We start from the raw sequence: 20,355 nt of genomic DNA, 5'->3' as shown, positions 1-20,355 counted from the left end.
CTTCAAGTTCACGAATCCTTCACACTCTACGCGAGCCGCCGCTCGCGCCACTCCCGCAGCCCGGCCACCGCCAGCACGAGCCCCGTCGCCCCCGCCGACCACAGCAGCTGCGGGCGCGCCCCGTCGTCGTTCAGCATCAGGCCGAGTACGGCGGCCATCGCGACCAGCGCCGCCCAGGTCAGATACGGGAAGGCCCACATCCGCAGCACGAGCCGCTCCGGGGCCTCGCGCTCGATGCGCCGGCGCAGCCGCAGCTGCGACACCGCGATCAGCGCCCATACGAACAGCAGCACCGCGCCGACCGAGTTGAGCATGTAGAGGAAGACCGAGTCCGGCCACTTCAGATTGAGGACGACCGACACGAAGCCGAAAGCGACCGACGCGAGGACCGCACGGCGCGGCACCCCGCCCCCGGACACCTTCAGGAGGGCCTTCGGGGCCTCGCCGCGCTCGGCGAGCGAGAAGACCATCCGGGAGGACCCGTAGAGGTTGGCGTTCAGCGCCGAGAGCAGGGCCACGAACACCACGATGTTCATGATCGTCCCGGCGGACGGCACGCCGATCGAGTCGAGGACCGTGACGTACGGGCTGACGCCGGCCCGCTGCGCGGTCCACGGCAGCACCGTCACGATGACCAGCATCGAGCCGACGTAGAAGAAGAGGATGCGGTAGACGGCGCTGCGCACCGCGCGGGCGACCGAGCGCACCGGGTCGTCGGACTCGGCGGCGGCGATCGTGACGACCTCGAGGCCGCCGAAGGCGAAGACGACGGCGAGGACTCCGGAGATCACGCCGTCCCAGCCGTTGGGCAGGAAACCGCCGTCACCGGTGAGACGGGTGAGGCCCACGGAGTCCGTCCCGGGCAGCACCCCGAAGACCGCGAGCAGGCCGAGCACGAGGAACGCGACGATCGCGAAGACCTTCAGCGTCGCGAACCAGAACTCGAACTCGCCGAAGTTCTTCACCGACGCGAGGTTGGCCGCCGTGAAGACCAGCATGAAGATCAGCACCCAGGCCCACTGCGGGACCGCCGGCGCCCAGCCGTTGGCGATCCGCGCGGCGCCGGTCGCCTCCACGGCGAGGACGACGACCAGCAGGAACCAGTAGAGCCAGCCGACGCTGAACCCGGCCCAGCGGCCGAGCGCCCGCTCCGCGTGCACCGAGAACGACCCCGAGGCGGGCATCGCCGCCGACATCTCGCCGAGCATCCGCATCACACACATCGCGAGCGCGCCCGCGATCAGATACGAGACGACGATCCCGGGCCCCGCGACGGCGATCCCCGCCCCCGACCCGACGAACAGTCCGGCCCCGATGACCCCGCCGAGCCCCAGCATGGTGAGGTGCCGCTGCTTGAGCCCACCGCTGAGCGGTTCGTTCTCGCCTCCGGGAACTCCGGGAACTCCAGGAACTCCGAGAGACTCAGTGGCCGTGGCCTGGGGGTCGTGCATGGTGCTCAGCGCTGCTCTCGGGGTCACAAGACTTTGGCGGGACTCCACAGTCTCCCCGGGCGGCGGCCCCCCGCGCAAAACGGGGCACCCACCCGCTCACCTCCGTGACGAGCGTCACGCCGTACGAGGTGTACGCGAAGCGCTTTGTACGGAGCCCACCAAGGCCCCGCCTCCGGGTTGTCGCCCTGGGATCGTGTAGCGCCGCCCCCGCCTGGGATAGCGTCAACGCGTCCCAACCCGCCCCACGTCCCCGCGGAGTCCCGATGAGCATCGCCGCTGCCACCACCCGCCCCGGCCAGGTCCTCGCCGACCTGCTGCCCGCGTCCCGCGTGAAGGACGCGGCGCTCGTGCTCGGCGGCGCCGCGCTCACCGGGATCGCCGCCCAGATCGCCGTGCCCGTGCCGGGCTCCCCGGTCCCGGTGACCGGGCAGACCTTCGCCGCGCTGCTCGTCGGCACCGCGCTCGGCGCCCGCCGCGGCTTCCTCTCCCTCGCGCTGTACGCCCTCGTCGGCATGGCCGGCATGCCGTGGTTCGCCCAGGCGAACTCCGGCGTCGCGGTCCCCACCCTCGGCTACGTCCTCGGCATGCTGCTCGCCGCCACGGTGGTGGGCGCCCTCGCCCGCCGCGGCGGGGACCGCTCCGTGCTGCGCACCGCGGGCACGATGGTGCTCGGCTCCGCGATCATCTACGCGGTCGGCGTCCCGTACCTCGCCGCCGCGACCGGCATGTCGCTGACCCAGGCCGTCGCCGCGGGCCTCACGCCCTTCCTGATCGGCGACGCACTGAAGGCGGCCCTCGCGATGGGCGCGCTGCCCACCGCGTGGAAGTTCCTCAACCGGTAGTACGGACGCTGTAGTTCCGCCTGAAGAGGTTCGCCGGGTCGTACATGGCCTTCAGCTCGGCGAGCCTCTTCCGCGTCTGTGCGTCGTAGAGCCCCTCGGGCCGGTCGCCGCCGCCGAACGCGAAGTTCAGCGAGCGCCCGATCGCCTGCCCCGCCACGCGCCCGAACGCCCGCGCGTGCAGCTCCCGCACCGCCGCGACATCCGTGCCGTCCAGCGGGGAGAGGATCCGGATGAGCCAGCCCGCCTCGCGGTAGGGCACCGCGTTCTTCGCGGGCCGCGCGAGGGCGCCGCCCAGGTGGTTGACCTGGACGACGTGCATCGAGGCGGCGTCCGGCCCCGTCAGGGCGAGCAGTTCACCGGCCGCGGCGGTGTCGAGGCCGCTGAGGACCACGCTGTCCCCGTAGTACGCGTGCGGGAAGTCCGGGTCGCTGTGGATCGTGGAGCTCTCGGCGTACGGCATCTCGCGCAGCGTGTCCGACACGGCGGGCCCGAGCGCGCGCAACGGCGCCACCAGCCGCTCGCCCTCCGCCCGCGTCCCCGTGAACGCGACGCGCACCGAGACGAGATAGCGGCCCCGCAGATGCGGCGGGAGCTGGGGGATGTCCGGGTAGAGGAGCGCCGACAGCGACGAGGTCAGCTCGTCGGGCAGGGCCCGCGTCCACTCCGCGTAGCCGCTCAGCAGGGCGGCCGGGTCCGTCGTACGCCCGTCGAACGCGATCGCCCCGCCGTACAGCCTCGCCACCGGTACCAGGCCGATCTCCAGCTCCGTGACCACGCCGAGGTTCGCGCCGCCGCCGAGCAGCCCCCAGAACAGCTCCGGGTCACTGTCGGCGGTGACATGGCGCAGCGTGCCGCCCGTGCCATCAGCACTGTCCCCGCTGCCCCCGCCGTCCGCCGTGACGACGTCCATGGCGCGGACGTGGTCGGCCGCGTAACCGAACTCCCTCGCCAGGATGCCGAACCCGCCGCCCAGCGTGTACGACACGGCGCCCACACCCGGCGCCGAGCCGTTCAGCGGGGCGAGCCCGTGGGGCGCCGCGGCCTCCACGACCTGGCCCCAGCGGGCACCGGCGCCGACGGTGACGGTGCGCGCCTCGGCGTCCACCCGGACGGCATCCATCCGCCGCGTACTGATCAGGACGCCGCCCTCCGAGGCCCCCGGCAGCCCGTGCCCGGTGGCCTGCGCGCCCACGGGAAGGCCGTGCTGGGCGGCGTACGACACGGCGGCGACGACGTCCTCGGCGCTCGTGGCGCCGAAGACGACGTCGGGCCGCGTCACGAAACCGGTCTGGAATCCGGCGAGTTCGTCGTCGTACCCGGTGTCGCCGGGCCGGAACACGAGTCGCTGGGCGGTGAGATCCACGGGGTGCCTCCGTTGAGCCGCGTACGCCTGAGCCGCGTACATCTGTCTGACAACGGAGAGGATCCCGCGAAAAGCTGACACCTTACGTCAACTAATCGCGGGATCCTGAGAAGAGCCGGAGCGTCAGACCTGGAGCGTCAGACCTCGACCTCGTCGCGGGAGCGGATCTTCTCGCGCACCACCGAGAACACGACCACGAACGCGGCCGCCAGGAGCGAGAGCAGCACCTTCTTGCGCCCGGCCTCATCGGTCAGCATGTAGATGAGGACGAACGAGATCATCGCGATCGTGACCCACGTCAGATACGGGAAGAGCCACATCCTCACGACGAGCTTCTCCGGTTCCTCGCGCAGGATGATCCCGCGCATCCGCAGCTGCGTGAAGCAGATCAGCAACCACACGAACAGGGCCACCGCGCCCGAGGAGTTGAGCAGGAAGTCGAAGACGGTGTCCTGCCACTGGTAGTTGAACCAGACGGCGAGGAAGCCGAAGACGACGGAGCCGAGGATCGCGGTCTGCGGCACGCCGCGCTTGTTGGTCCGTGCGAAGGCCTTGGGCGCGTCACCGCGCTGACCGAGCGAGAAGGCCATGCGGGAGGCGGTGTAGAGCCCCGAGTTGAGGCAGGACAGCACGGCCGTGAGCACGATGACGTTCATGACCTGACCGGCGTGCGGGATGCCGATCGAGTTGAGCGCGGCGACGTACGAACCGTGCTCGGTGATCGACTTGTCGTTCCACGGCAGGAGCGTGATCACGACGAAGATCGAGCCGAGGTAGAAGACACCGATGCGCCAGATCACGCTGTTCGTCGCCTTGGTGACCGCGCGCTGCGGGTCCTCGGACTCACCGGCGGCCAGCGTGACGATCTCGCTGCCCATGAAGGAGAAGACGACCATCAGCACACCGGTGAGGATGGCGCCCGCGCCCTTGGGCAGGAAGCCGCCCGCGTCGGTGAGGTGCGCGAATCCCGCGCCCGGGTTGTCCGAGCCGGGCAGCACGCCGAAGACGGCGAGCAGACCGATGGCGACGAACGCGCCGATCGCGACGACCTTGATGCCGGCGAACCAGAACTCGAACTCTCCGTACGAGCCGACCGAGACGAGGTTCGTGGCGGTGAGCACCACCATCACGATGAGCGCCCAGCCCCACTGCGGGACGGCCGGTATCCAGCCGTTGAGGATCACGGCTCCGGCGGTGGCCTCCACCGCGAGGACGACGACCCAGAAGAACCAGTACAGCCAGCCGATGGAGAAGCCGGCCCAGCGGCCGAGCGCCTGGTCGGCGTAGGTGGAGAAGGAGCCGGAGGCGGGCCGCGCTGCGGCCATCTCGCCCAGCATCCGCATCACGAGGACGACCATCGTGCCGACGAGGGCGTACGAGACGAGAATGGCGGGCCCGGCGGCGGCGATGCCGGAGCTGGAACCGACGAAGAGACCGGCGCCGATCACACCGCCGATCGCGATCATGGAGAGGTGGCGGTTCTTCAGACCCGCTTTCAGGCCGTCGCCGGTGTCACGACTGTCACCACTGCCGTCAGACCGCGGATCCCCAGGGGATGAGGGGCTGCTGTCTGCCTTCGCAAGGGAGGGTTGCGAGGTCATGGACGAATCCTTAAGTTCTCGGGTCACGAGCCCCCGCATTCAAACTCAGGGGCGATCGGGACGGAAGACCTGAATCCGGATCGTTGCATTCCCGCCCCTTGGCCCAGACCTTGGCCCTGACCTGGGCGGGCCTCGGCCGTGCGGGTCCGGCCCCGGTCGCGGCCACCCGTCGCGCGACATGCCACACTCGGACGCATGCGCGTGTACCTCGGCTCGGATCATGCCGGCTATGAACTCAAGAACCACCTGGTCGAATGGCTCAAGAGCCACGGCCACGAGCCCGTCGACTGCGGGCCCCACATCTATGACGCCCAGGACGACTACCCTCCGTTCTGCCTGCGCGCCGCGGAGAGGACCGCCGCGGACCCCGAGGCCCTCGGCATCGTCATCGGCGGCTCCGGCAACGGCGAGCAGATCGCCGCGAACAAGGTCAAGGGCGTCCGTGCGGCGCTGGCCTGGAGCGAGGAGACGGCGGCGCTGGGCCGTGAGCACAACGACGCGAACGTCGTCTCGATCGGCGGCCGGATGCACACGCAGGAGGAGGCGACGAAGTTCGTCGAGATCTTCCTGAGCACGGCGTACTCCGGTGAGGAGCGGCACACCCGGCGGATCGACATGCTGTCGGCTTACGAGGAGACGGGCGAGCTTCCCCCGATCCCGGCCCACCACCCCCAGCAGTAGCGGACCCGGTCGCCGGGCGGCGCTGGTTCTCAGCCCGTCCGGCGTCCGAGGACGAGCCCTTGAGGCGATTGACCCGCACAACCCCCGGAGGGACCCCGTGCCGGAGGGGCACACCATTCACCGGCTCGCGGCCGACCACCGGGAACGGTTCCAGAACCGTCCCGTCCGGGCGACCAGCCCACAGGGCAAGTTCTCCGACAGCGCCGAGCTGGTCACGGGCCGAGTGCTGGAAACCGCCGAGGCCCACGGAAAGCACCTCTTCCTGGGCTTCGGCGAGGACGACTGGATACACATCCACCTCGGACTGTTCGGCAAATACGCCCTCGGCGAGTGCCCCGCGCCGCCGCCCACGGACACCGTCCGCCTCCGCCTCCTGAACGACACGTACTACTCCGACCTGCGCGGCCCGACCGCCTGCGCCCTCATCACGTCCGGGGAGAAGCAGGCGATACACGACCGGCTGGGCCCCGACCCCCTCAGGGAAGGGGACGACCCGGGCAAGGCCTACCGCCGGATCGCCCGCAGCCGCACCACCGTCGCCGCGCTCCTCATGGACCAGAAGGTCATCTCGGGCGTCGGCAACGTCTACCGCGCCGAGGTCCTCTTCCGGCACGGCATCGACCCGTACACCCCGGGCAAGGACCTCAGCGAGGCCCGGTGGAACGCGATCTGGGCGGACCTCGTCGCGCTGATGCGCGAGGGCGTGCGCCTCAACCGCATCGACACCGTCCGGCCCGAGCACACCCCGGAGGCGATGGGCCGCCCGCCGCGCGTCGACGACCACGGCGGCGAGGTGTACGTCTACCGCCGGGCCAACCAGCCGTGCCACATCTGCGGCGGCGACATCCGCACCGCCGACCTCGCCGCCCGCAACCTCTTCTGGTGCCCGGCCTGCCAGCGGCCCGGCGGGGCCGGCCGGCGGCGCGGTTAAGATCGGTCCACCAGTTCGATCGCCCGACCAGCGGTCGTCTGATCAGCGATTGTTCGACCAGCTCAGCGGGGGTTCACTTCATGTTCGGTATCGATCTGCCCTATTTCGATCTCGGCTCGTTCGGCGGCCTCACCCTCGCGACGCTCACCTGCGTGCTCTACCTGCTGCCGTCCCTCATCGCCTTCAACCGAGGAATCGAGCTTCGCTGGGTGGTCCTCATCCTGAACGTCGCCCTCGGCGCCTCGCTGATCGGCTGGCTGGTCGCCCTCTACCTCGCCACCCGCAAGGCCAAGGCCCCACTGGGCCACCCCGCCTGAAGCCCCCGCCCGAAGCCCCCGGCTAGAACCCGTGCGGCAGCCACGGCGCCACATCCGACCCGAAGGCCACCGAAGCCTCGGCGAGCGCGCCCTGCCGCAGCTCCCGCACCCGCCCCGCGCCCGCCAGCGACGACAGGGACACACCGCCCAGATACGCGGAGCCCAACTCCCGTACGGACAGGACGAGGTCGGCCGCGTCCCGCGTACGCTCGCACGACGCGCCCTTGGTGTCGCCGGTGAGCCGCCAACGCCCCGCGTTCCAGGGGCAGAAGGCGTCCTCGACCTCGAACACCACGTCCACGGGTGCCTGATACGTACGCGACTCCAGCGCCGCGCCCACCTCCACGAGCCGCACGTGCAGCGAGTCCCGCACCGTTATGTCGCACCGCCGGATGTCCGAGACGAGCTGGAGCAGCGGATCGTCCACCGGACGGTTGCGCGCGAAGACCGACGACGTCAGGTCGATGTCGAACAGGAACCGCCACAGCGCCGCGCACGCCGCCGGGTCCTGGGCCTCCAGATCCCGCACATGGACGGCGCCCTTGGGGCCCTTCCAGTCCCAGTCGGGCTTGACGGCGAACCGTACGTACCCGACGAGTTCGCCCGCGCGTTCGGCGACCACGCACTGGAGCGGTGACGCGCCGCCCCGCTCGCTCTCCGGGTCGAGCAGCCCGAGCCGCTCCCAGCCGGGCTGCCGGGCCGTCATCCCCGGCCGTTCGGTGACCCGGCGCGCGTACAGCGCCTCGCACGCTTCATGGACATCGGCCGGACGCGCGTACCGCAGAACTACGTCATCCGTACCGGCCGGTACGGACAGCCGCACCCGGGTCGTGTCGATGTCGGCCTTCATCTGCAAGGTGGCCGTGCCGTACCCGAACCGGCCGTAGATGACCGGCTCGGATGCGGTCAGCACGGCCAGCGGCTCGCCCGCCGCACGCACGTCGTCCAGCTGTCTGCGCATCATCGACGTCAGAATCCCGCGCCGCCGGTGCGTGGCCGCGACACCCACCATCGTGACGCCCGCCGTTTCCACCAGGGCGCCGCCCGGCACGGAGAGCCGGAAGGAGAACGCCCCCGCCGTCCCCACGCACGCGTCCCCGTCCCACACGCCCATCGACCGGTCCGGCTCGGCCAGCGCCCGCCACAGCTCACGCTCCTGCGCCGACTCCGGCACACCGCCGAACGCCAGCTCCAACACCCCGTACCAGGCGTCCCATTCGGACTCCGCGAGCACCCGCAAGTCTGTCGTCATATGCCATGAGTACCAGGGTGATACGCCCGATGCGACAGGATTTTCACGGGCTGAACCGGCCGTCACGGCCCGTCCTGAACACGCCTGCCGCGGAGGACAACCGGGACCTCCCGTGCGAAGTACGCGGCCCGCTGGATAAGGTCCACGAGCAATGGCGGTACGAGGAGAGCGTCGCGAGCGACGGGCGCAAGCCGAGACATTCACGGCCCGGATGAAGAAGCGGCTGCACCGGGTCCGCATCGCGCTGCGCAAATCCGGGGTCGACTACTTCCGCGGCGACGGCTCCGACTGGGTCGCCCTGGCCGGGCTGCTCGTCACCATCCCGCTGATCACCTGCGGCACGATCGTCAACAACGTCTGGTGCGCGCCCGCCGCCCTCGTCCTGCCCATCGTCACGGGCGGGCTGCTCCTGCGCCCCGCCAGCCTCCTCGGCCTGTACGCGGCGTCCGCCGTCGCGCTGATCGTGGAGTCCGTCCAGCTCGGCCCGTACACCGAAGGGCCCTCGCGCGTCACCCCGGGCGTGGTCCTCGTGGTGGCCGCCTGCGGCTTCTTCGGACTGACCATCGCCCAGTTCCGCAGCCGCGTCGGTGTGCCCTGGCGCGGCGGCGGCACCATGCTGTTCGACCTGCGCGAGCGCATCCGCGTCCAGAGCAAGCTGCCGAAGCTGCCGCGCGGCTGGCACCGCGAGATGGCGCTGCGCCCGGCCGGCGGGCAGTCCTTCTCCGGCGACTTCGTCGTCGCGGCCCGCACGAACGGCGGCCGCACCCTGGAGGCCGTCCTCACCGACGTCTCCGGCAAGGGCATGGACGCCGGCTCGCGCGCCCTGCTCCTGTCCGGCGCCTTCGGCGGCCTCCTCGGCTCGCTGCCCCCGCACTCCTTCCTGCCGGCGGCCAACGGCTACCTCCTCCGCCAGGACTGGGACGAGGGCTTCGCGACCTCCATCCACCTGGTCCTGGACCTGGAGACCGGCGACTACGAACTCTTCTCGGCGGGCCACCCGCCGGGCCTCCAGCTCAGCGCGGGCAGCGGCCGCTGGGAGGAGAAGACGGGCCAGGGCCCGCTCCTCGGCGTCTACGACGGCGCCCAGTTCGACCCGGTCAAGGGCGTGCTGCGCCCCGGCGACGTCCTGATGCTCTTCACCGACGGCCTCGTGGAGACCTCGGACCGCGACATCGCCGAGGGAATCGACCGCCTCACGGGCGAGGCCGACCGCTATGTGGCCGGCGGCTTCCACGGCGCCGCGTGGCATCTGATCGAGGCGGTCGCGAAGGACGTGAACGACGACAGGGCGCTGCTGCTGATCTGCCGGGAGGGCTGAGCGTTTCCCTGACGGGGTCGGATTCCTGACCGTCCGGGGTGGGGTTCTCCCTACCCCGGGTCCGCCAGCCGCCCTCATGGTCCACGGCACCCCCGGATCCGTACGTTCGAGACATCGACCAGGGACGTACGAACGGAAGGCGGGCAACAGCCATGGGGCTGCGACGGAAGCACCGGACCGAAGAGCGCACGGGAGCGGCTCCGACGCCCCCGATGCCGAGCGCCCGGCCCGGCGACTGGGCCGTCGAACTGCGCGGTGTCCGCCGCCGGTACGGCCGGGGCGCCGGCGCCGTGCACGCGCTCGCCGGCATCGACCTCGCCCTGCCGCGCGGCAGCTTCACCGCCGTCATGGGGCCCTCCGGCTCCGGCAAGTCCACGTTCCTGCAGTGCGCGGCCGGCCTCGACCGGCCCAGCTCCGGCAGCGTGCACCTCGGCGGCACCGACATCACCGGCATGAGCGAGAACAAGCTCACCGCCCTGCGCCGCACCCGCCTCGGCTTCGTCTTCCAGGCGTTCAACCTGCTGCCGTCGCTGACCGTGGAGCAGAACGTCGTCCTGCCGATGCGCCTCGCGGGCCGCCGCCCCGACCGCCACAAGGCCGCCGACATGCTGGCCCGCGTCGGCCTCGGCGACAAGGCACGCCGCCGCCCCGGCCAGCTCTCCGGCGGCCAGCAGCAGCGCGTCGCCATCGCCCGTGCCCTCGTCACCGAGCCGGACGTGATCTTCGCCGACGAACCGACCGGCGCCCTGGACACCACCACCGCCACCGAGATCCTCGGCCTGCTCCGCTCGGCCGTCGACACGATGGGCGCCACCGTCGTCATGGTCACCCACGACCCGGCCGCCGCGGCCCACGCGGACCGCGTCCTCTTCCTCGCCGACGGCTCCCTCGTCGACCGTCTGGAGCGCGCGTCCGCCCAGCAGATCGCCGCCCGGATGACCGCGCTGACGGCCCCCGCGTACGCGGGAGCGGCCGCGTAATGGCGTACGTGCCCAACGGCCTCGCCCGCGCGGCCGTCCGTTTCAAGCCCGCCGCCTTCGCCGGCACCTTCGTCGCGCTGATGATGGCCTCGCTGATCGTGGCCGCCTGCGGCATCCTCCTGGAGACCGGCCTGCGCGCCTCCGTGCCGCCCGTGCGGTACGCGGGCGCGCCCGTGGTGGCCGCCGCCGACCAGGAGGCCCACTTCGTCACCGGCAGCGGCGAGGAGCGCTCCGAGACGGCCACCCCGCTGCCCGACCGGGCACGGCTCGACGACTCCCTGGTCGCCAAGGCCGCCGCGGTGCCCGGCGCGCGCACCGCCGTCGCCGACGTCACCTTCCCCGTGCGGTCCGGCGGCAGGGCCGTCACCGCGCACGGCTGGGGCTCCACCGCCTTCACCGGCGAGAAGCTGACCGCGGGCCGCGCCCCGCACCCCGGCGAAGTGGCCCTCGCCACGCCCGGCGCCGCCGTCGGCGACCGCGTCAGGCTCACCACGGCGGACGGCCCGCGCGACTTCCGCGTGTCCGGCACCGTCAAGGCCGGGCAGGGCGCGCCCACCGCCTGGTTCGCCGACTCCGAGGCCGTACGTATCTCAGGGCACCCCGGGCGCGTCGACGCCGTCGTCGTACTGCCCGAGGCGGGCGTCTCCAACGCCACCCTCAAGTCGCGGGTGGCGCACGCCGTCGGCGGCAAGGCCGAGGTCCACACCGGCGACGACCGCGGCGCCGCCGAGGGCTCGGAACTGGCCTACGCCAAGGAGCTGCTGACCGGCCTCGGCGGCTCCTTCGGCGGCATCGCGGCCCTGACCGCCGTGTTCACCGCCGCCGGGACCGTCGCCCTCTCCGTCGGCCAGCGCGCCCGTGAGTACGCGCTGCTGCGCGCCATCGGCACCACCCCGCGCCAGATCCGCCGCACCATCGCCACCGAGACCCTGCTCGTCGCGCCGCTCGCCGGAGCGGTCGGCCTGCTGCCGGGCATCGCCCTGGCCACCTGGTGGTTCGGACAGCTGAAGGAGAAGGGCGCGATCCCAAAGGCCGTGGACCTGTCCATCTCCTTCATCCCGCTCGTCTCCGCCGTCGGCGTCGCCTTCGTGACCGCGCTCGGCGCCGGATTCATGGCCGCGCGCCGCCCCTCCCGCATCAAGCCCGGCCAGGCGCTCAGCGAGGCCTCCGTGGAGCGGATGCCGCTCGGCTGGATCCGTACGCCGCTGGGCGTCGCCGCCGCCGTCGGCGGCACGGTCTTCGCGGGTTTCGCCGCGGACAACACCGGCGAGGACGCGGCGAACGCGGCGCTCGGCGTCGTCATGCTCTTCATGCTCGCCGTGGCCCTGCTCGGCCCCCTGGTGGCCCGCGGCTGCGCGGCCCTGTTCGGCCTCCCGCTGCGCGGCGCCGGCGCGTCCGCCTCGCTGGCGGCCGCCAACTCCCGTACGAACGCCCGCCGCCTCGCCTCCGCGATCACCCCGATCGTGCTCGCCATGGCCTTCTCCTCCGTCCTCGTCTTCATGCACACCAGCCAGGACCGCGTCGCCGCCGACCAGCAGCGCGAGGGCATCACCGCCGACCACATCGTCACCTCGGGCACCGGGTTCGCCCCGGGCGCGCTCGCCAGGGCCGAGGGCGCCGACGGAGTCACCTCCGCTGTCGGGCTGCTCAAGACGTCCGTACTCGTCCCGGTCGGCTCCGGCGGCGACCGCTGGCTGGAGTCGGCGTCCGCGCAGGGCATCACCGGCACGGCCGCGGACCTCGCCAAGGTCCAGGACCTCAAGATCGAGACGGGCACGCTCAAGCTCGGCAGGGGCGAGGTCGCCGTGGACGCCGCGCTCGCCCGCTCCGCCCACGTCAAGACCGGCGACCGCCTCGCCGTCCGCCTGCCCGACGGCACCAAGGCCACACCGAAGATCGTGGCGACGTACGGCAGGGGCCTCGGCCTCTCCCAGGTGACGCTGCCGGCCGCCGACGTGAAGCGGCACGTCACCTCCGCCCTCGCCACCGAGATCTGGACCAGGGGCGGCTCCGCGGCGGCCCTCTCCGGCCTCGGCACCCTCCAGGACCGCGACGGCTACGCGACCGCCCAGTCCCTGGACCGCGAACTCAACGCCTGGGCCAACACCACCATGGCGGCCGTCCTCGGCGGCTTCGCGGCCGTCGCCGCGATCAACACCCTGGTCATGACGGTCCTCGACCGCCGCCGCGAACTCGGCACGCTGCGCCTGATCGGCTCCACGCACCGCCAGGTGATGCGGATGATCCGCTGGGAGGCCCTGATCGTCGCCGTCGCGGGCATCGCCATCGGCTCCGGCATCGCCCTCGCCACGCTCGTCCCGATGATGAACGGCCTGACCGGCGAGTCCCCCTACATCCCGCCGCTGGTGTACGGCTCCTTCGTCGGCGCGGTACTGCTCCTCGGCCTGGCGTCGGCGACGATCCCGGCGCGGGCGGCACTGAGGTCCGCGGCATGACACCGTCCGACGGGGACCACGAGCAAGGGCGCGCATGACAGCGAAGTACGCCGTCATGCGCGCCCTGTCGGGACTCCGCTGACCCCTGCCGCTACGTCGTCGACCTGGCGCGCTCCCGCGCCAGCTCCGCGGCGTCCCGCTTGAAGGCCCACGTCATCTGGGGCTCCATGGCGAAGCGGAACATCCGCTGCACGGGAGGCGTGCACAGCAGCGTCACCACGGTCGCGGCCACCGCCGTCACGAAGATCTCACCGAGCGGCTTGTGCAGCCAGTCGTACTCCTCGAACCAGCCCCAGAAGCGGGAGCCCTTGGCGAGGAAGCCGTGCAGCAGATAGCCGTACAGCGTGCCGGCGCCGAGGATCGTGAACCACATCTTGCGGCGCGGCACCCACGCGAAGAAGCACGCGGTGAGGACCACGGAGCAGCCGAAGAGCGCCAGCGTCATCACGATGCCGACCCACCACGGCACGCCCAACTCCTGCGCGCTGTCGCGGCGGTAGAACCACACGGACGTCATGCGGGGCCCCGCCCAGTAGGCGAGCAGCACCGCGGCCGCGAAGACGGGCACGGACAGGATCCGCACCTCGCGGCGGCGCACCAGCTGGAAGTGCTCGGGCTTCATGAAGAGGCCGAGGACGAAGAACGGCATGAACTGCAGGACGCGCTGGAGGTCGAGGTCGTCGCCGATGTCGGGGGAGATCACGGCGAGCATGGCGATGGCCAGAGCGAGCGGCACCGGCCAGCGCACGATCTTCCACAGCGGCACGGTGAGCCGCCACACGAAGAGCGCGACGAGGAACCAGGTGAGGTACCAGGGGTCGAGCAGGCTGATCGGCTGCGACGGGTCGTCGTCCGCCCAGCGCTTGAAGAGGGTGTACGCCACCTCGAAGATCACGTACGGCACGGCGACGCCGGTCACCAGCCGCCTGAGGCGGTCGGGCCGCATGTCGAAGCTGCGGGAGAAGTAGCCGGAGATCAGGATGAACGCCGGCATGTGGAAGGTGTAGACGGTCATGTACAGCGCCTCGGCGGCGCGGCTGTGATCCGTCAGGGGTTCCCATGCGTGGGCCATCGCCACGAGGACGATCGCCAGGTACTTGGCGTTGTCGAAGAACGCGTCGCGCTGTTTGGCGGGCTTCGCCGAGCGGGCGGCCGCGCGGTGACCGGTCGGAGTGGGGGGAGCGGTGGCGGCCTGCGGGGTCGGATAGTGGGTGCGCGGGGGCGGGGGTCCGGCCGCCGGCACCTGGGCCGGGGGGAGCGGCGCCCGGTGGCGTCCGTGCGGGTGCACCGAGTTGGTCACAGGCCCTCCCACCAAGAGCTCGGTGAGACGATCCGGGACCGCACTGCGCCTACGGGGGTGGTGGCAGCGTGGAACATCTGACGCACCCTAGCGTCGCGGCGCCGTCTTCGTAAAACCCTCGTCGCTTTCGTCAACCCAATCCCTGTCAATCCCTGAGGCGATTACCGCTTATCGGGTCCGCGTACCCGCGAATCCCTTCGGCAGACAGAGAGACGTCGTTGTATGGTGTCCCTTACGTCACAATTCATCCGGTTTAAATGGTGCATAACGCCCGCAGGCGACTCCAGTGGAATGTCCGATTGGTCGGCGGTCCGATAGTCGTCGACAGCCTCGGATGTGCCGCCCGCAACAATTCGAATTTCCTGCGAACGCCGTGTGTGGTGATGGCAACGGTCAAGCCGAATTCCCGCTGACCGCAGGTCGTCGAATTGCCGTACCCGGATGCGCCGCTAGTGCCCCCCTGGGGCGCCCTCGCGCGCCCCGGCCCGCGAAGCGTTGGCCGACGATGTGTCACCCGCCGCATACAGCGGGCTTGTTGGTGGCACGATGGTCGGTGGCGGGGGCGTGCGGGGTCGTACCCCCCGGGCCGGGAGTGCGACCGACCTAGGGTGTGATCAGTGTGGCCATTTCGCTGTCAGTGGTGCTGCTGTTGGCGATCATCCTTGTAGTGCTGATCCGCGGGGGATCGCTCAAGGCGGGGCCCGCGATCGTCGCGGTGCTCTTCGGTTTCTTCCTCGCCTCGACGGGCATGGCGCCCTCCATAAACCGGTTCCTGAACGAACTGGCGGAGACCATCAACTCGATCAGCTTCTGAACCGGCGCGGCGGCGCGAGAACGCCGCCGGCCCGGCCGCTGGAATCAGCGGACCGGGCCGGAACGGTACAGAGCGGGCGACGGGAATCGAACCCGCGTAGCTAGTTTGGAAGACTAGGGCTCTACCATTGAGCTACGCCCGCACGGCGCACCGTGGCCCGAAAGGCCCGCGGCACGACAGGCATCGTAGCGGGTCGACGGCCTTCGCCGCACACCCCCTTCACACTCCCCGTTCGACCGGGGGCCGCTCGGCCTGCGGGCATGTACCCTACGTGTCGCACCGACGGGGTGTGGCGCAGCTTGGTAGCGCGTCCGCTTTGGGAGCGGAAGGCCGTGGGTTCAAATCCCGCCACCCCGACCAGCAAGATCTCCCTCACAAGATCGCATTGTGGGTCGGCTCCCGCTTGCCGTTACTATGCAAGCTGTGTGCCCGTGTGTCTCTGATCCGGGCAGAAACCAGCAGTCAGCCCCCAAGGAGACCGAACCGTGAAGAGCGCCGTGGAGACCCTGAACCCGACTCGGGTTCGGCTCACTGTTGAGGTGCCCTTCGAGGAGCTCAAGGACAGCCTCGACGCGGCGTACAAGAAGATCAACCAGCAGGTCACGGTGAAGGGCTTCCGTAAGGGCAAGATCCCGGCCCGCGTCATCGACCAGCGGTTCGGCCGCGGTGCCGTGCTGGAGGAGGCCGTCAACGACGCGCTCCCGAAGTTCTACACCGAGGCGGTCAACGAGGCCGAGCTCAACGTCCTGGGCCAGCCCGAGGTGGACATCACCGAGCTGAAGGACAACGAGACCCTCAACTTCACCGCTGAGGTCGACGTCCGCCCGACCATCGAGATCCCGGACTACTCCGGCATCGAGGTCGAGGTCGACGCGGTCGAGGTCAGCGACGAGGACGTCGACAAGGCCGTCGAGGAGCTGCGCGAGCGCTTCGCCTCCACGTCCCCGGTCGAGCGTGCCGCCGAGGACGGCGACGTCGTGACGATCGACCTGGAGGCCAAGGTCGACGGAGAGGTCCTGGAGGACGGCGTCGCTTCCGGCGTCTCCTACACGATCGGCTCCGGCGAGCTTCTCGAGGGCATCGACGACGCCGTGAAGGGCCTGGAGGCCGGTGGCGAGGCCACCTTCACCTCCGAGCTCAAGGGCGGCTCGGCCACCGGCAAGGAGGCCGAGGTCACCGTCAAGGTCACCCAGGTCGCCAAGCGTGAACTGCCGGAGCTGGACGACGACTTCGCGCAGCTCGCCTCCGAGTTCGACACCCTCGACGAGCTCAAGGCCGACAGCCGCAAGCGCCTGGCGAACATGAAGCAGTACGACCAGGCCACGCAGGCCCAGGAGCGCGTCCTGGAGAAGCTGCTCGAACTGGTCGAGGTCCCCGTCCCCGAGAAGCTCCTCGCGGACGAGATCCAGACCCGCAAGCACAACCTGGTGAACCACCAGCTCGGCCAGATGGGCCTCGACCTCGCGAAGTACCTGGAGATCCAGGGCAAGACCGAGGAAGAGTTCGACGCCGAGACCAAGGAGCAGGCCGAGAAGGGCATCAAGACGCAGTTCGTCCTCGACGAGCTCGTCAACAAGGAGAAGCTGAACGTGAACCAGGAGGAGCTCACCGAGCACCTCATGCGTCGCGCGCAGTCCTCCGGCATGTCCCCCGACCAGTTCGCCCAGGCCGTCGTCGAAGGCGGCCAGGTCCCGATGCTGGTCGGCGAGGTCGCCCGCGGCAAGGCCCTCGCGGTCGTCGTCGAGGCGGCGACGGTCAAGGACACGAACGGCGAGGTCGTCGACCTCGAGGACGAGGACGAGACGGCTGCCGCCGAGGGCGAGCAGGCCGAGGCCGCCTCCGACGAGGCCGCCGAGGAGAAGACCGAGGCCTGAGCGGCCTCGCTCTGACGCACGCGTCACGGGCCCCTGGGATTTCGATCCCGGGGGCCCGTGTCGTGCCCCGTCAGGGGCGCGCGCAACCCGGTCGGCCGCGCAGTTCCCCGCGCCCCTTACGGGGCGCTACCTGCGCTCACAGCGAACAGTTCCTTCTGCGGGATTCCCCGAAGGGGTCCGCGCGTTAGGGTCCATGAATACGAGGGCAGGGGAGTCCCCGGAGCCGCCCCGGAGCGGCTGGCACGCGGGGTCCCAGCCCCAGCTGAAGACGTGAGACGGCCCGGCGCCGTCGTAAGACGAGCAGGTGGATACGTGACGAATCTGATGCCCTCCGCCGCCGGCGACCCCTCCATCGGTGGTGGCCTCGGCGACCAGGTCTACAACCGGCTGCTCGGCGAGCGGATCATCTTCCTCGGCCAGGCCGTGGACGACGACATCGCCAACAAGATCACCGCGCAGCTGCTGCTCCTTGCCGCTGAGCCGGACAAGGACATCTTCCTCTACATCAACAGCCCCGGCGGCTCGATCACGGCCGGCATGGCGGTCTACGACACCATGCAGTACATCAAGAACGACGTCGTGACGATCGCGATGGGCATGGCCGCCTCCATGGGCCAGTTCCTGCTCAGCGCCGGTACGCCCGGCAAGCGCTTCGCCCTGCCGAACGCCGAGATCCTGATCCACCAGCCCTCCGCGGGCCTGGCCGGATCCGCGTCGGACATCAAGATCCACGCCGAGCGGCTGCTGCACACCAAGAAGCGGATGGCCGAGCTCACCGCTCACCACACCGGCCAGACCGTCGAGCAGATCACCCGCGACTCGGACCGCGACCGCTGGTTCGACCCGCAGGAGGCCAAGGAGTACGGCCTCATCGACGACATCATGCCCACCGCCGCCGGCATGCCGGGCGGGGGCGGCACGGGAGCCTGAGGCACGCCTCAGCGCCCTGTAAGCCGAATCCTCAGCCCCCGCTCCTCAGGAGACCAAGACAGATGAACAACCACCCCGGCAGCGGCCTCGCCGCGCAGGCCGAGTTCACCGGCGCCCGCGCCGAGTCCCGCTACGTCATCCCGCGCTTCGTCGAGCGCACCTCGCAGGGCGTGCGCGAGTACGACCCGTACGCGAAGCTCTTCGAGGAGCGCGTGATCTTCCTCGGCGTGCAGATCGACGACGCCTCCGCCAACGACGTCATGGCGCAGCTCCTGTGCCTGGAGTCGATGGACCCGGACCGCGACATCTCCATCTACATCAACAGCCCCGGCGGCTCGTTCACGGCCCTCACGGCCATCTACGACACGATGCAGTTCGTGAAGCCGGACGTGCAGACCGTGTGCATGGGCCAGGCGGCCTCGGCCGCCGCCGTCCTCCTCGCGGCCGGTACGCCGGGCAAGCGCATGGCGCTCCCGAACGCCCGCGTCCTGATCCACCAGCCCTACAGCGAGACGGGCCGCGGTCAGGTCTCCGACCTGGAGATCGCCGCCAACGAGATCCTCCGGATGCGCGCGCAGCTGGAGGACATGCTGGCCAGGCACTCCACGACGCCGATCGAGAAGATCCGCGACGACATCGAGCGCGACAAGATCCTCACGGCCGAGGACGCGCTCGCGTACGGCCTGGTCGACCAGATCATCTCCACCCGGAAGATGAACAACGCCTCGGTCGTCTGACGCAGAGCTGTAGCATCTGCCGCTCCTTGGCATGGTCCGCGCACGACCCGCGTCGAAGCGAACCGTGCCAAGGGGGGCCCGAACGGGGGGCCCGGCAAGGTACCGTCGGATATGAGGCACCAGGAGCCGCTGAACGTGGCGTCTCCCAGGCGAAGGGGAAGCACCTCGTGGCACGCATCGGTGACGGCGGCGATCTGCTCAAGTGCTCGTTCTGCGGAAAGAGTCAGAAGCAGGTCAAGAAGCTCATCGCAGGCCCCGGTGTGTACATCTGCGACGAGTGCATCGACCTCTGTAACGAGATCATCGAGGAAGAGCTCGCGGAGACGAGCGAGGTCCGCTGGGAGGAACTGCCCAAGCCTCGCGAGATCTACGAATTCCTTGAGGGCTACGTCGTGGGCCAGGAGCCCGCGAAGAAGGCCCTCTCGGTAGCGGTGTACAACCACTACAAGCGGGTCCAGGCAGGGGAGAACGGCGGCGCGCAGGGCCGTGACGACGCGATCGAACTCGCCAAGTCGAACATCCTGCTGCTCGGTCCGACCGGCTCCGGCAAGACGCTCCTGGCGCAGACGCTCGCCCGCATGCTGAACGTCCCGTTCGCCATCGCGGACGCGACGGCGCTGACGGAGGCGGGCTATGTCGGCGAGGACGTAGAGAACATCCTGCTCAAGCTCATCCAGGCGGCCGACTACGACGTCAAGAAGGCCGAGACCGGGATCATCTACATCGACGAGATCGACAAGGTCGCCCGCAAGAGCGAGAACCCGTCGATCACGCGCGATGTCTCGGGCGAGGGCGTCCAGCAGGCGCTGCTCAAGATCCTGGAGGGCACCACCGCTTCGGTCCCGCCGCAGGGCGGCCGCAAGCACCCGCACCAGGAATTCATCCAGATCGACACGACGAACGTGCTCTTCATCGTGGGCGGCGCCTTCGCCGGCCTGGAGAAGATCATCGAGTCGCGGGCGGGCGCCAAGGGCATCGGCTTCGGCGCCACCATCCGCTCCAAGCGGGAGCTGGAGGAGAAGGACCGGTTCGAGGACATCATGCCGGAGGATCTGGTGAAGTTCGGGATGATCCCCGAGTTCATCGGCCGCCTCCCCGTGATCACCTCGGTCCACAACCTCGACCGCGAGGCCCTGCTCCAGATCCTGGTGGAGCCGCGCAACGCGCTCGTGAAGCAGTACCAGCGCCTCTTCGAACTCGACGGCGTGGAGCTGGACTTCGAGCGCGAGGCCCTGGAGGCCATCGCGGACCAGGCGATCCTCCGCCAGACCGGCGCGCGCGGCCTGCGCGCCATCATGGAGGAAGTCCTGCAGTCGGTGATGTACGAGGTGCCGTCCCGCAAGGATGTCGCCCGCGTCGTCATCACGGCGGACGTCGTCCGGTCGAACGTGAACCCGACGCTGGTGCCGCGTGAGGTGCGGGGGCCGGGGGCCGGGGAGCAGAAGTCCGCGTAGTAGTACTCGTAGTACCCGTAGTACGCGCACGAAGAGGGGCGCCCGGCGGTTCGA

17 protein-coding genes and 2 tRNA genes are annotated in these 20,355 nt (G+C 70.4%); 13 read left to right on the top strand and 6 right to left on the bottom strand.

Annotation, left to right across the window (positions count from 1 at the left end):
- Positions 1 to 26: 26 nt before the first annotated feature.
- Complete coding sequence (locus ACWDZ7_RS07635) at positions 27 to 1,451, bottom strand: amino acid permease (RefSeq protein WP_451795662.1); 1,425 nt, start codon at positions 1,449 to 1,451, stop codon at positions 27 to 29.
- A gap of 263 nt (positions 1,452 to 1,714) precedes the next feature.
- Between ACWDZ7_RS07635 and ACWDZ7_RS07630 the strand changes: the two genes are divergently transcribed.
- Positions 1,715 to 2,293 (top strand): biotin transporter BioY, encoded by a 579-nt coding sequence (locus ACWDZ7_RS07630; protein WP_451795661.1) that lies wholly within the window; start codon positions 1,715 to 1,717, stop codon positions 2,291 to 2,293.
- Here ACWDZ7_RS07630 and ACWDZ7_RS07625 read toward each other — a convergent pair.
- Entirely contained in the window at positions 2,283 to 3,656 is a 1,374-nt protein-coding gene (locus ACWDZ7_RS07625) for an FAD-binding oxidoreductase (RefSeq protein ID WP_451795660.1), read from the bottom strand. The genes ACWDZ7_RS07630 and ACWDZ7_RS07625 overlap by 11 nt on opposite strands.
- Before the next feature lie 137 nt (positions 3,657 to 3,793).
- A complete protein-coding gene (locus tag ACWDZ7_RS07620) occupies positions 3,794 to 5,257 on the bottom strand; it encodes an amino acid permease (protein ID WP_451795658.1) in 1,464 nt (487 codons plus the stop codon).
- 195 nt (positions 5,258 to 5,452) lie between these two features.
- On the opposite strand from ACWDZ7_RS07620, the gene ACWDZ7_RS07615 reads away from it, so the two are divergent.
- The 3 genes from ACWDZ7_RS07615 to ACWDZ7_RS07605 all read left to right on the top strand — a co-directional run bounded on the left by ACWDZ7_RS07615 (position 5,453) and on the right by ACWDZ7_RS07605 (position 7,186).
- The gene (locus ACWDZ7_RS07615) at positions 5,453 to 5,938 is read left to right on the top strand and encodes a ribose-5-phosphate isomerase (RefSeq protein WP_451795656.1); all 486 of its coding nucleotides are present in this window, start codon (positions 5,453 to 5,455) and stop codon (positions 5,936 to 5,938) included.
- A 97-nt stretch (positions 5,939 to 6,035) separates the two neighbouring features.
- On the top strand, positions 6,036 to 6,869 hold the full coding sequence (locus ACWDZ7_RS07610; protein ID WP_451795654.1) for an Fpg/Nei family DNA glycosylase: 834 nt from the start codon (positions 6,036 to 6,038) through the stop codon (positions 6,867 to 6,869).
- 80 nt (positions 6,870 to 6,949) lie between these two features.
- Complete coding sequence (locus ACWDZ7_RS07605) at positions 6,950 to 7,186, top strand: superinfection immunity protein (RefSeq protein WP_451795652.1); 237 nt, start codon at positions 6,950 to 6,952, stop codon at positions 7,184 to 7,186.
- A gap of 22 nt (positions 7,187 to 7,208) precedes the next feature.
- Here ACWDZ7_RS07605 and ACWDZ7_RS07600 read toward each other — a convergent pair whose 3' ends face one another.
- Entirely contained in the window at positions 7,209 to 8,438 is a 1,230-nt protein-coding gene (locus tag ACWDZ7_RS07600; RefSeq protein WP_451795650.1) for a GNAT family N-acetyltransferase, read from the bottom strand.
- A 151-nt stretch (positions 8,439 to 8,589) separates the two neighbouring features.
- On the opposite strand from ACWDZ7_RS07600, the gene ACWDZ7_RS07595 reads away from it, so the two are divergent.
- From ACWDZ7_RS07595 to ACWDZ7_RS07585, 3 genes are all read left to right on the top strand, one after another.
- Positions 8,590 to 9,756 carry a PP2C family protein-serine/threonine phosphatase gene (locus ACWDZ7_RS07595; protein WP_451795648.1) on the top strand — a complete coding sequence of 389 codons (1,167 nt, stop codon included), beginning with the start codon at positions 8,590 to 8,592 and terminating at the stop codon, positions 9,754 to 9,756.
- A gap of 152 nt (positions 9,757 to 9,908) precedes the next feature.
- The gene (locus ACWDZ7_RS07590; RefSeq protein WP_451795646.1) at positions 9,909 to 10,736 is read left to right on the top strand and encodes an ABC transporter ATP-binding protein; all 828 of its coding nucleotides are present in this window, start codon (positions 9,909 to 9,911) and stop codon (positions 10,734 to 10,736) included.
- A complete protein-coding gene (locus ACWDZ7_RS07585) occupies positions 10,736 to 13,192 on the top strand; it encodes an FtsX-like permease family protein (RefSeq protein WP_451795644.1) in 2,457 nt (818 codons plus the stop codon). The genes ACWDZ7_RS07590 and ACWDZ7_RS07585 overlap by 1 nt, the downstream gene beginning before the upstream one ends.
- A 91-nt stretch (positions 13,193 to 13,283) precedes the next feature.
- Here the strand turns inward: ACWDZ7_RS07585 and ACWDZ7_RS07580 are convergent, their stop codons facing one another.
- On the bottom strand, positions 13,284 to 14,492 hold the full coding sequence (locus ACWDZ7_RS07580) for an acyltransferase family protein (RefSeq protein WP_451795642.1): 1,209 nt from the start codon (positions 14,490 to 14,492) through the stop codon (positions 13,284 to 13,286).
- 619 nt (positions 14,493 to 15,111) lie between these two features.
- Here ACWDZ7_RS07580 and ACWDZ7_RS07575 point away from each other — a divergent pair.
- On the top strand, positions 15,112 to 15,306 hold the full coding sequence (locus ACWDZ7_RS07575; RefSeq protein ID WP_127910262.1) for a hypothetical protein: 195 nt from the start codon (positions 15,112 to 15,114) through the stop codon (positions 15,304 to 15,306).
- Positions 15,307 to 15,377: 71 nt separating this feature from the next.
- On the opposite strand, the gene ACWDZ7_RS07570 is transcribed toward ACWDZ7_RS07575, so the two are convergent.
- Positions 15,378 to 15,448, bottom strand: a tRNA-Gly gene (locus ACWDZ7_RS07570).
- Positions 15,449 to 15,589: 141 nt separating this feature from the next.
- On the opposite strand from ACWDZ7_RS07570, the gene ACWDZ7_RS07565 reads away from it, so the two are divergent.
- From ACWDZ7_RS07565 to clpX, 5 genes are all read left to right on the top strand, one after another.
- Positions 15,590 to 15,666 (top strand) — tRNA-Pro (locus ACWDZ7_RS07565).
- Positions 15,667 to 15,791: 125 nt separating this feature from the next.
- On the top strand, positions 15,792 to 17,180 hold the full coding sequence (tig, locus tag ACWDZ7_RS07560) for a trigger factor (protein WP_451795640.1): 1,389 nt from the start codon (positions 15,792 to 15,794) through the stop codon (positions 17,178 to 17,180).
- 324 nt (positions 17,181 to 17,504) lie between these two features.
- Positions 17,505 to 18,110, top strand: coding sequence for an ATP-dependent Clp protease proteolytic subunit (locus tag ACWDZ7_RS07555; protein ID WP_030783279.1), 606 nt, complete (start codon positions 17,505 to 17,507; stop codon positions 18,108 to 18,110).
- Positions 18,111 to 18,172: 62 nt separating this feature from the next.
- Complete coding sequence (locus ACWDZ7_RS07550; protein WP_451795638.1) at positions 18,173 to 18,847, top strand: ATP-dependent Clp protease proteolytic subunit; 675 nt, start codon at positions 18,173 to 18,175, stop codon at positions 18,845 to 18,847.
- A 167-nt stretch (positions 18,848 to 19,014) separates the two neighbouring features.
- Entirely contained in the window at positions 19,015 to 20,301 is a 1,287-nt protein-coding gene (gene clpX / locus ACWDZ7_RS07545; RefSeq protein ID WP_451795636.1) for an ATP-dependent Clp protease ATP-binding subunit ClpX, read from the top strand.
- Positions 20,302 to 20,355: the final 54 nt, after the last annotated feature.

The organism is Streptomyces sp. NPDC003032 (assembly GCF_053591415.1).
The sequence above is the reverse complement of the archived record's forward strand: the minus strand, read 5'-3'. Positions and strand labels throughout refer to the sequence as shown.

Bases quoted from the DNA above. Each gene is read 5' to 3' on its own strand.
- ACWDZ7_RS07635 (WP_451795662.1), bottom strand. From the start codon at position 1,451: ATGCACGACCCCCAGGCCACGGCCACTGAGTCTCTCGGAGTTCCTGGA.
- ACWDZ7_RS07630 (WP_451795661.1), top strand. From the start codon at position 1,715: ATGAGCATCGCCGCTGCCACCACCCGCCCCGGCCAGGTCCTCGCCGAC.
- ACWDZ7_RS07620 (WP_451795658.1), bottom strand. From the start codon at position 5,257: ATGACCTCGCAACCCTCCCTTGCGAAGGCAGACAGCAGCCCCTCATCC.
- ACWDZ7_RS07615 (WP_451795656.1), top strand. From the start codon at position 5,453: ATGCGCGTGTACCTCGGCTCGGATCATGCCGGCTATGAACTCAAGAAC.
- ACWDZ7_RS07605 (WP_451795652.1), top strand. From the start codon at position 6,950: ATGTTCGGTATCGATCTGCCCTATTTCGATCTCGGCTCGTTCGGCGGC.
- ACWDZ7_RS07600 (WP_451795650.1), bottom strand. From the start codon at position 8,438: ATGACGACAGACTTGCGGGTGCTCGCGGAGTCCGAATGGGACGCCTGG.
- ACWDZ7_RS07595 (WP_451795648.1), top strand. From the start codon at position 8,590: ATGGCGGTACGAGGAGAGCGTCGCGAGCGACGGGCGCAAGCCGAGACA.
- ACWDZ7_RS07590 (WP_451795646.1), top strand. From the start codon at position 9,909: ATGGGGCTGCGACGGAAGCACCGGACCGAAGAGCGCACGGGAGCGGCT.
- ACWDZ7_RS07585 (WP_451795644.1), top strand. From the start codon at position 10,736: ATGGCGTACGTGCCCAACGGCCTCGCCCGCGCGGCCGTCCGTTTCAAG.
- ACWDZ7_RS07555 (WP_030783279.1), top strand. From the start codon at position 17,505: ATGCCCTCCGCCGCCGGCGACCCCTCCATCGGTGGTGGCCTCGGCGAC.
- ACWDZ7_RS07550 (WP_451795638.1), top strand. From the start codon at position 18,173: ATGAACAACCACCCCGGCAGCGGCCTCGCCGCGCAGGCCGAGTTCACC.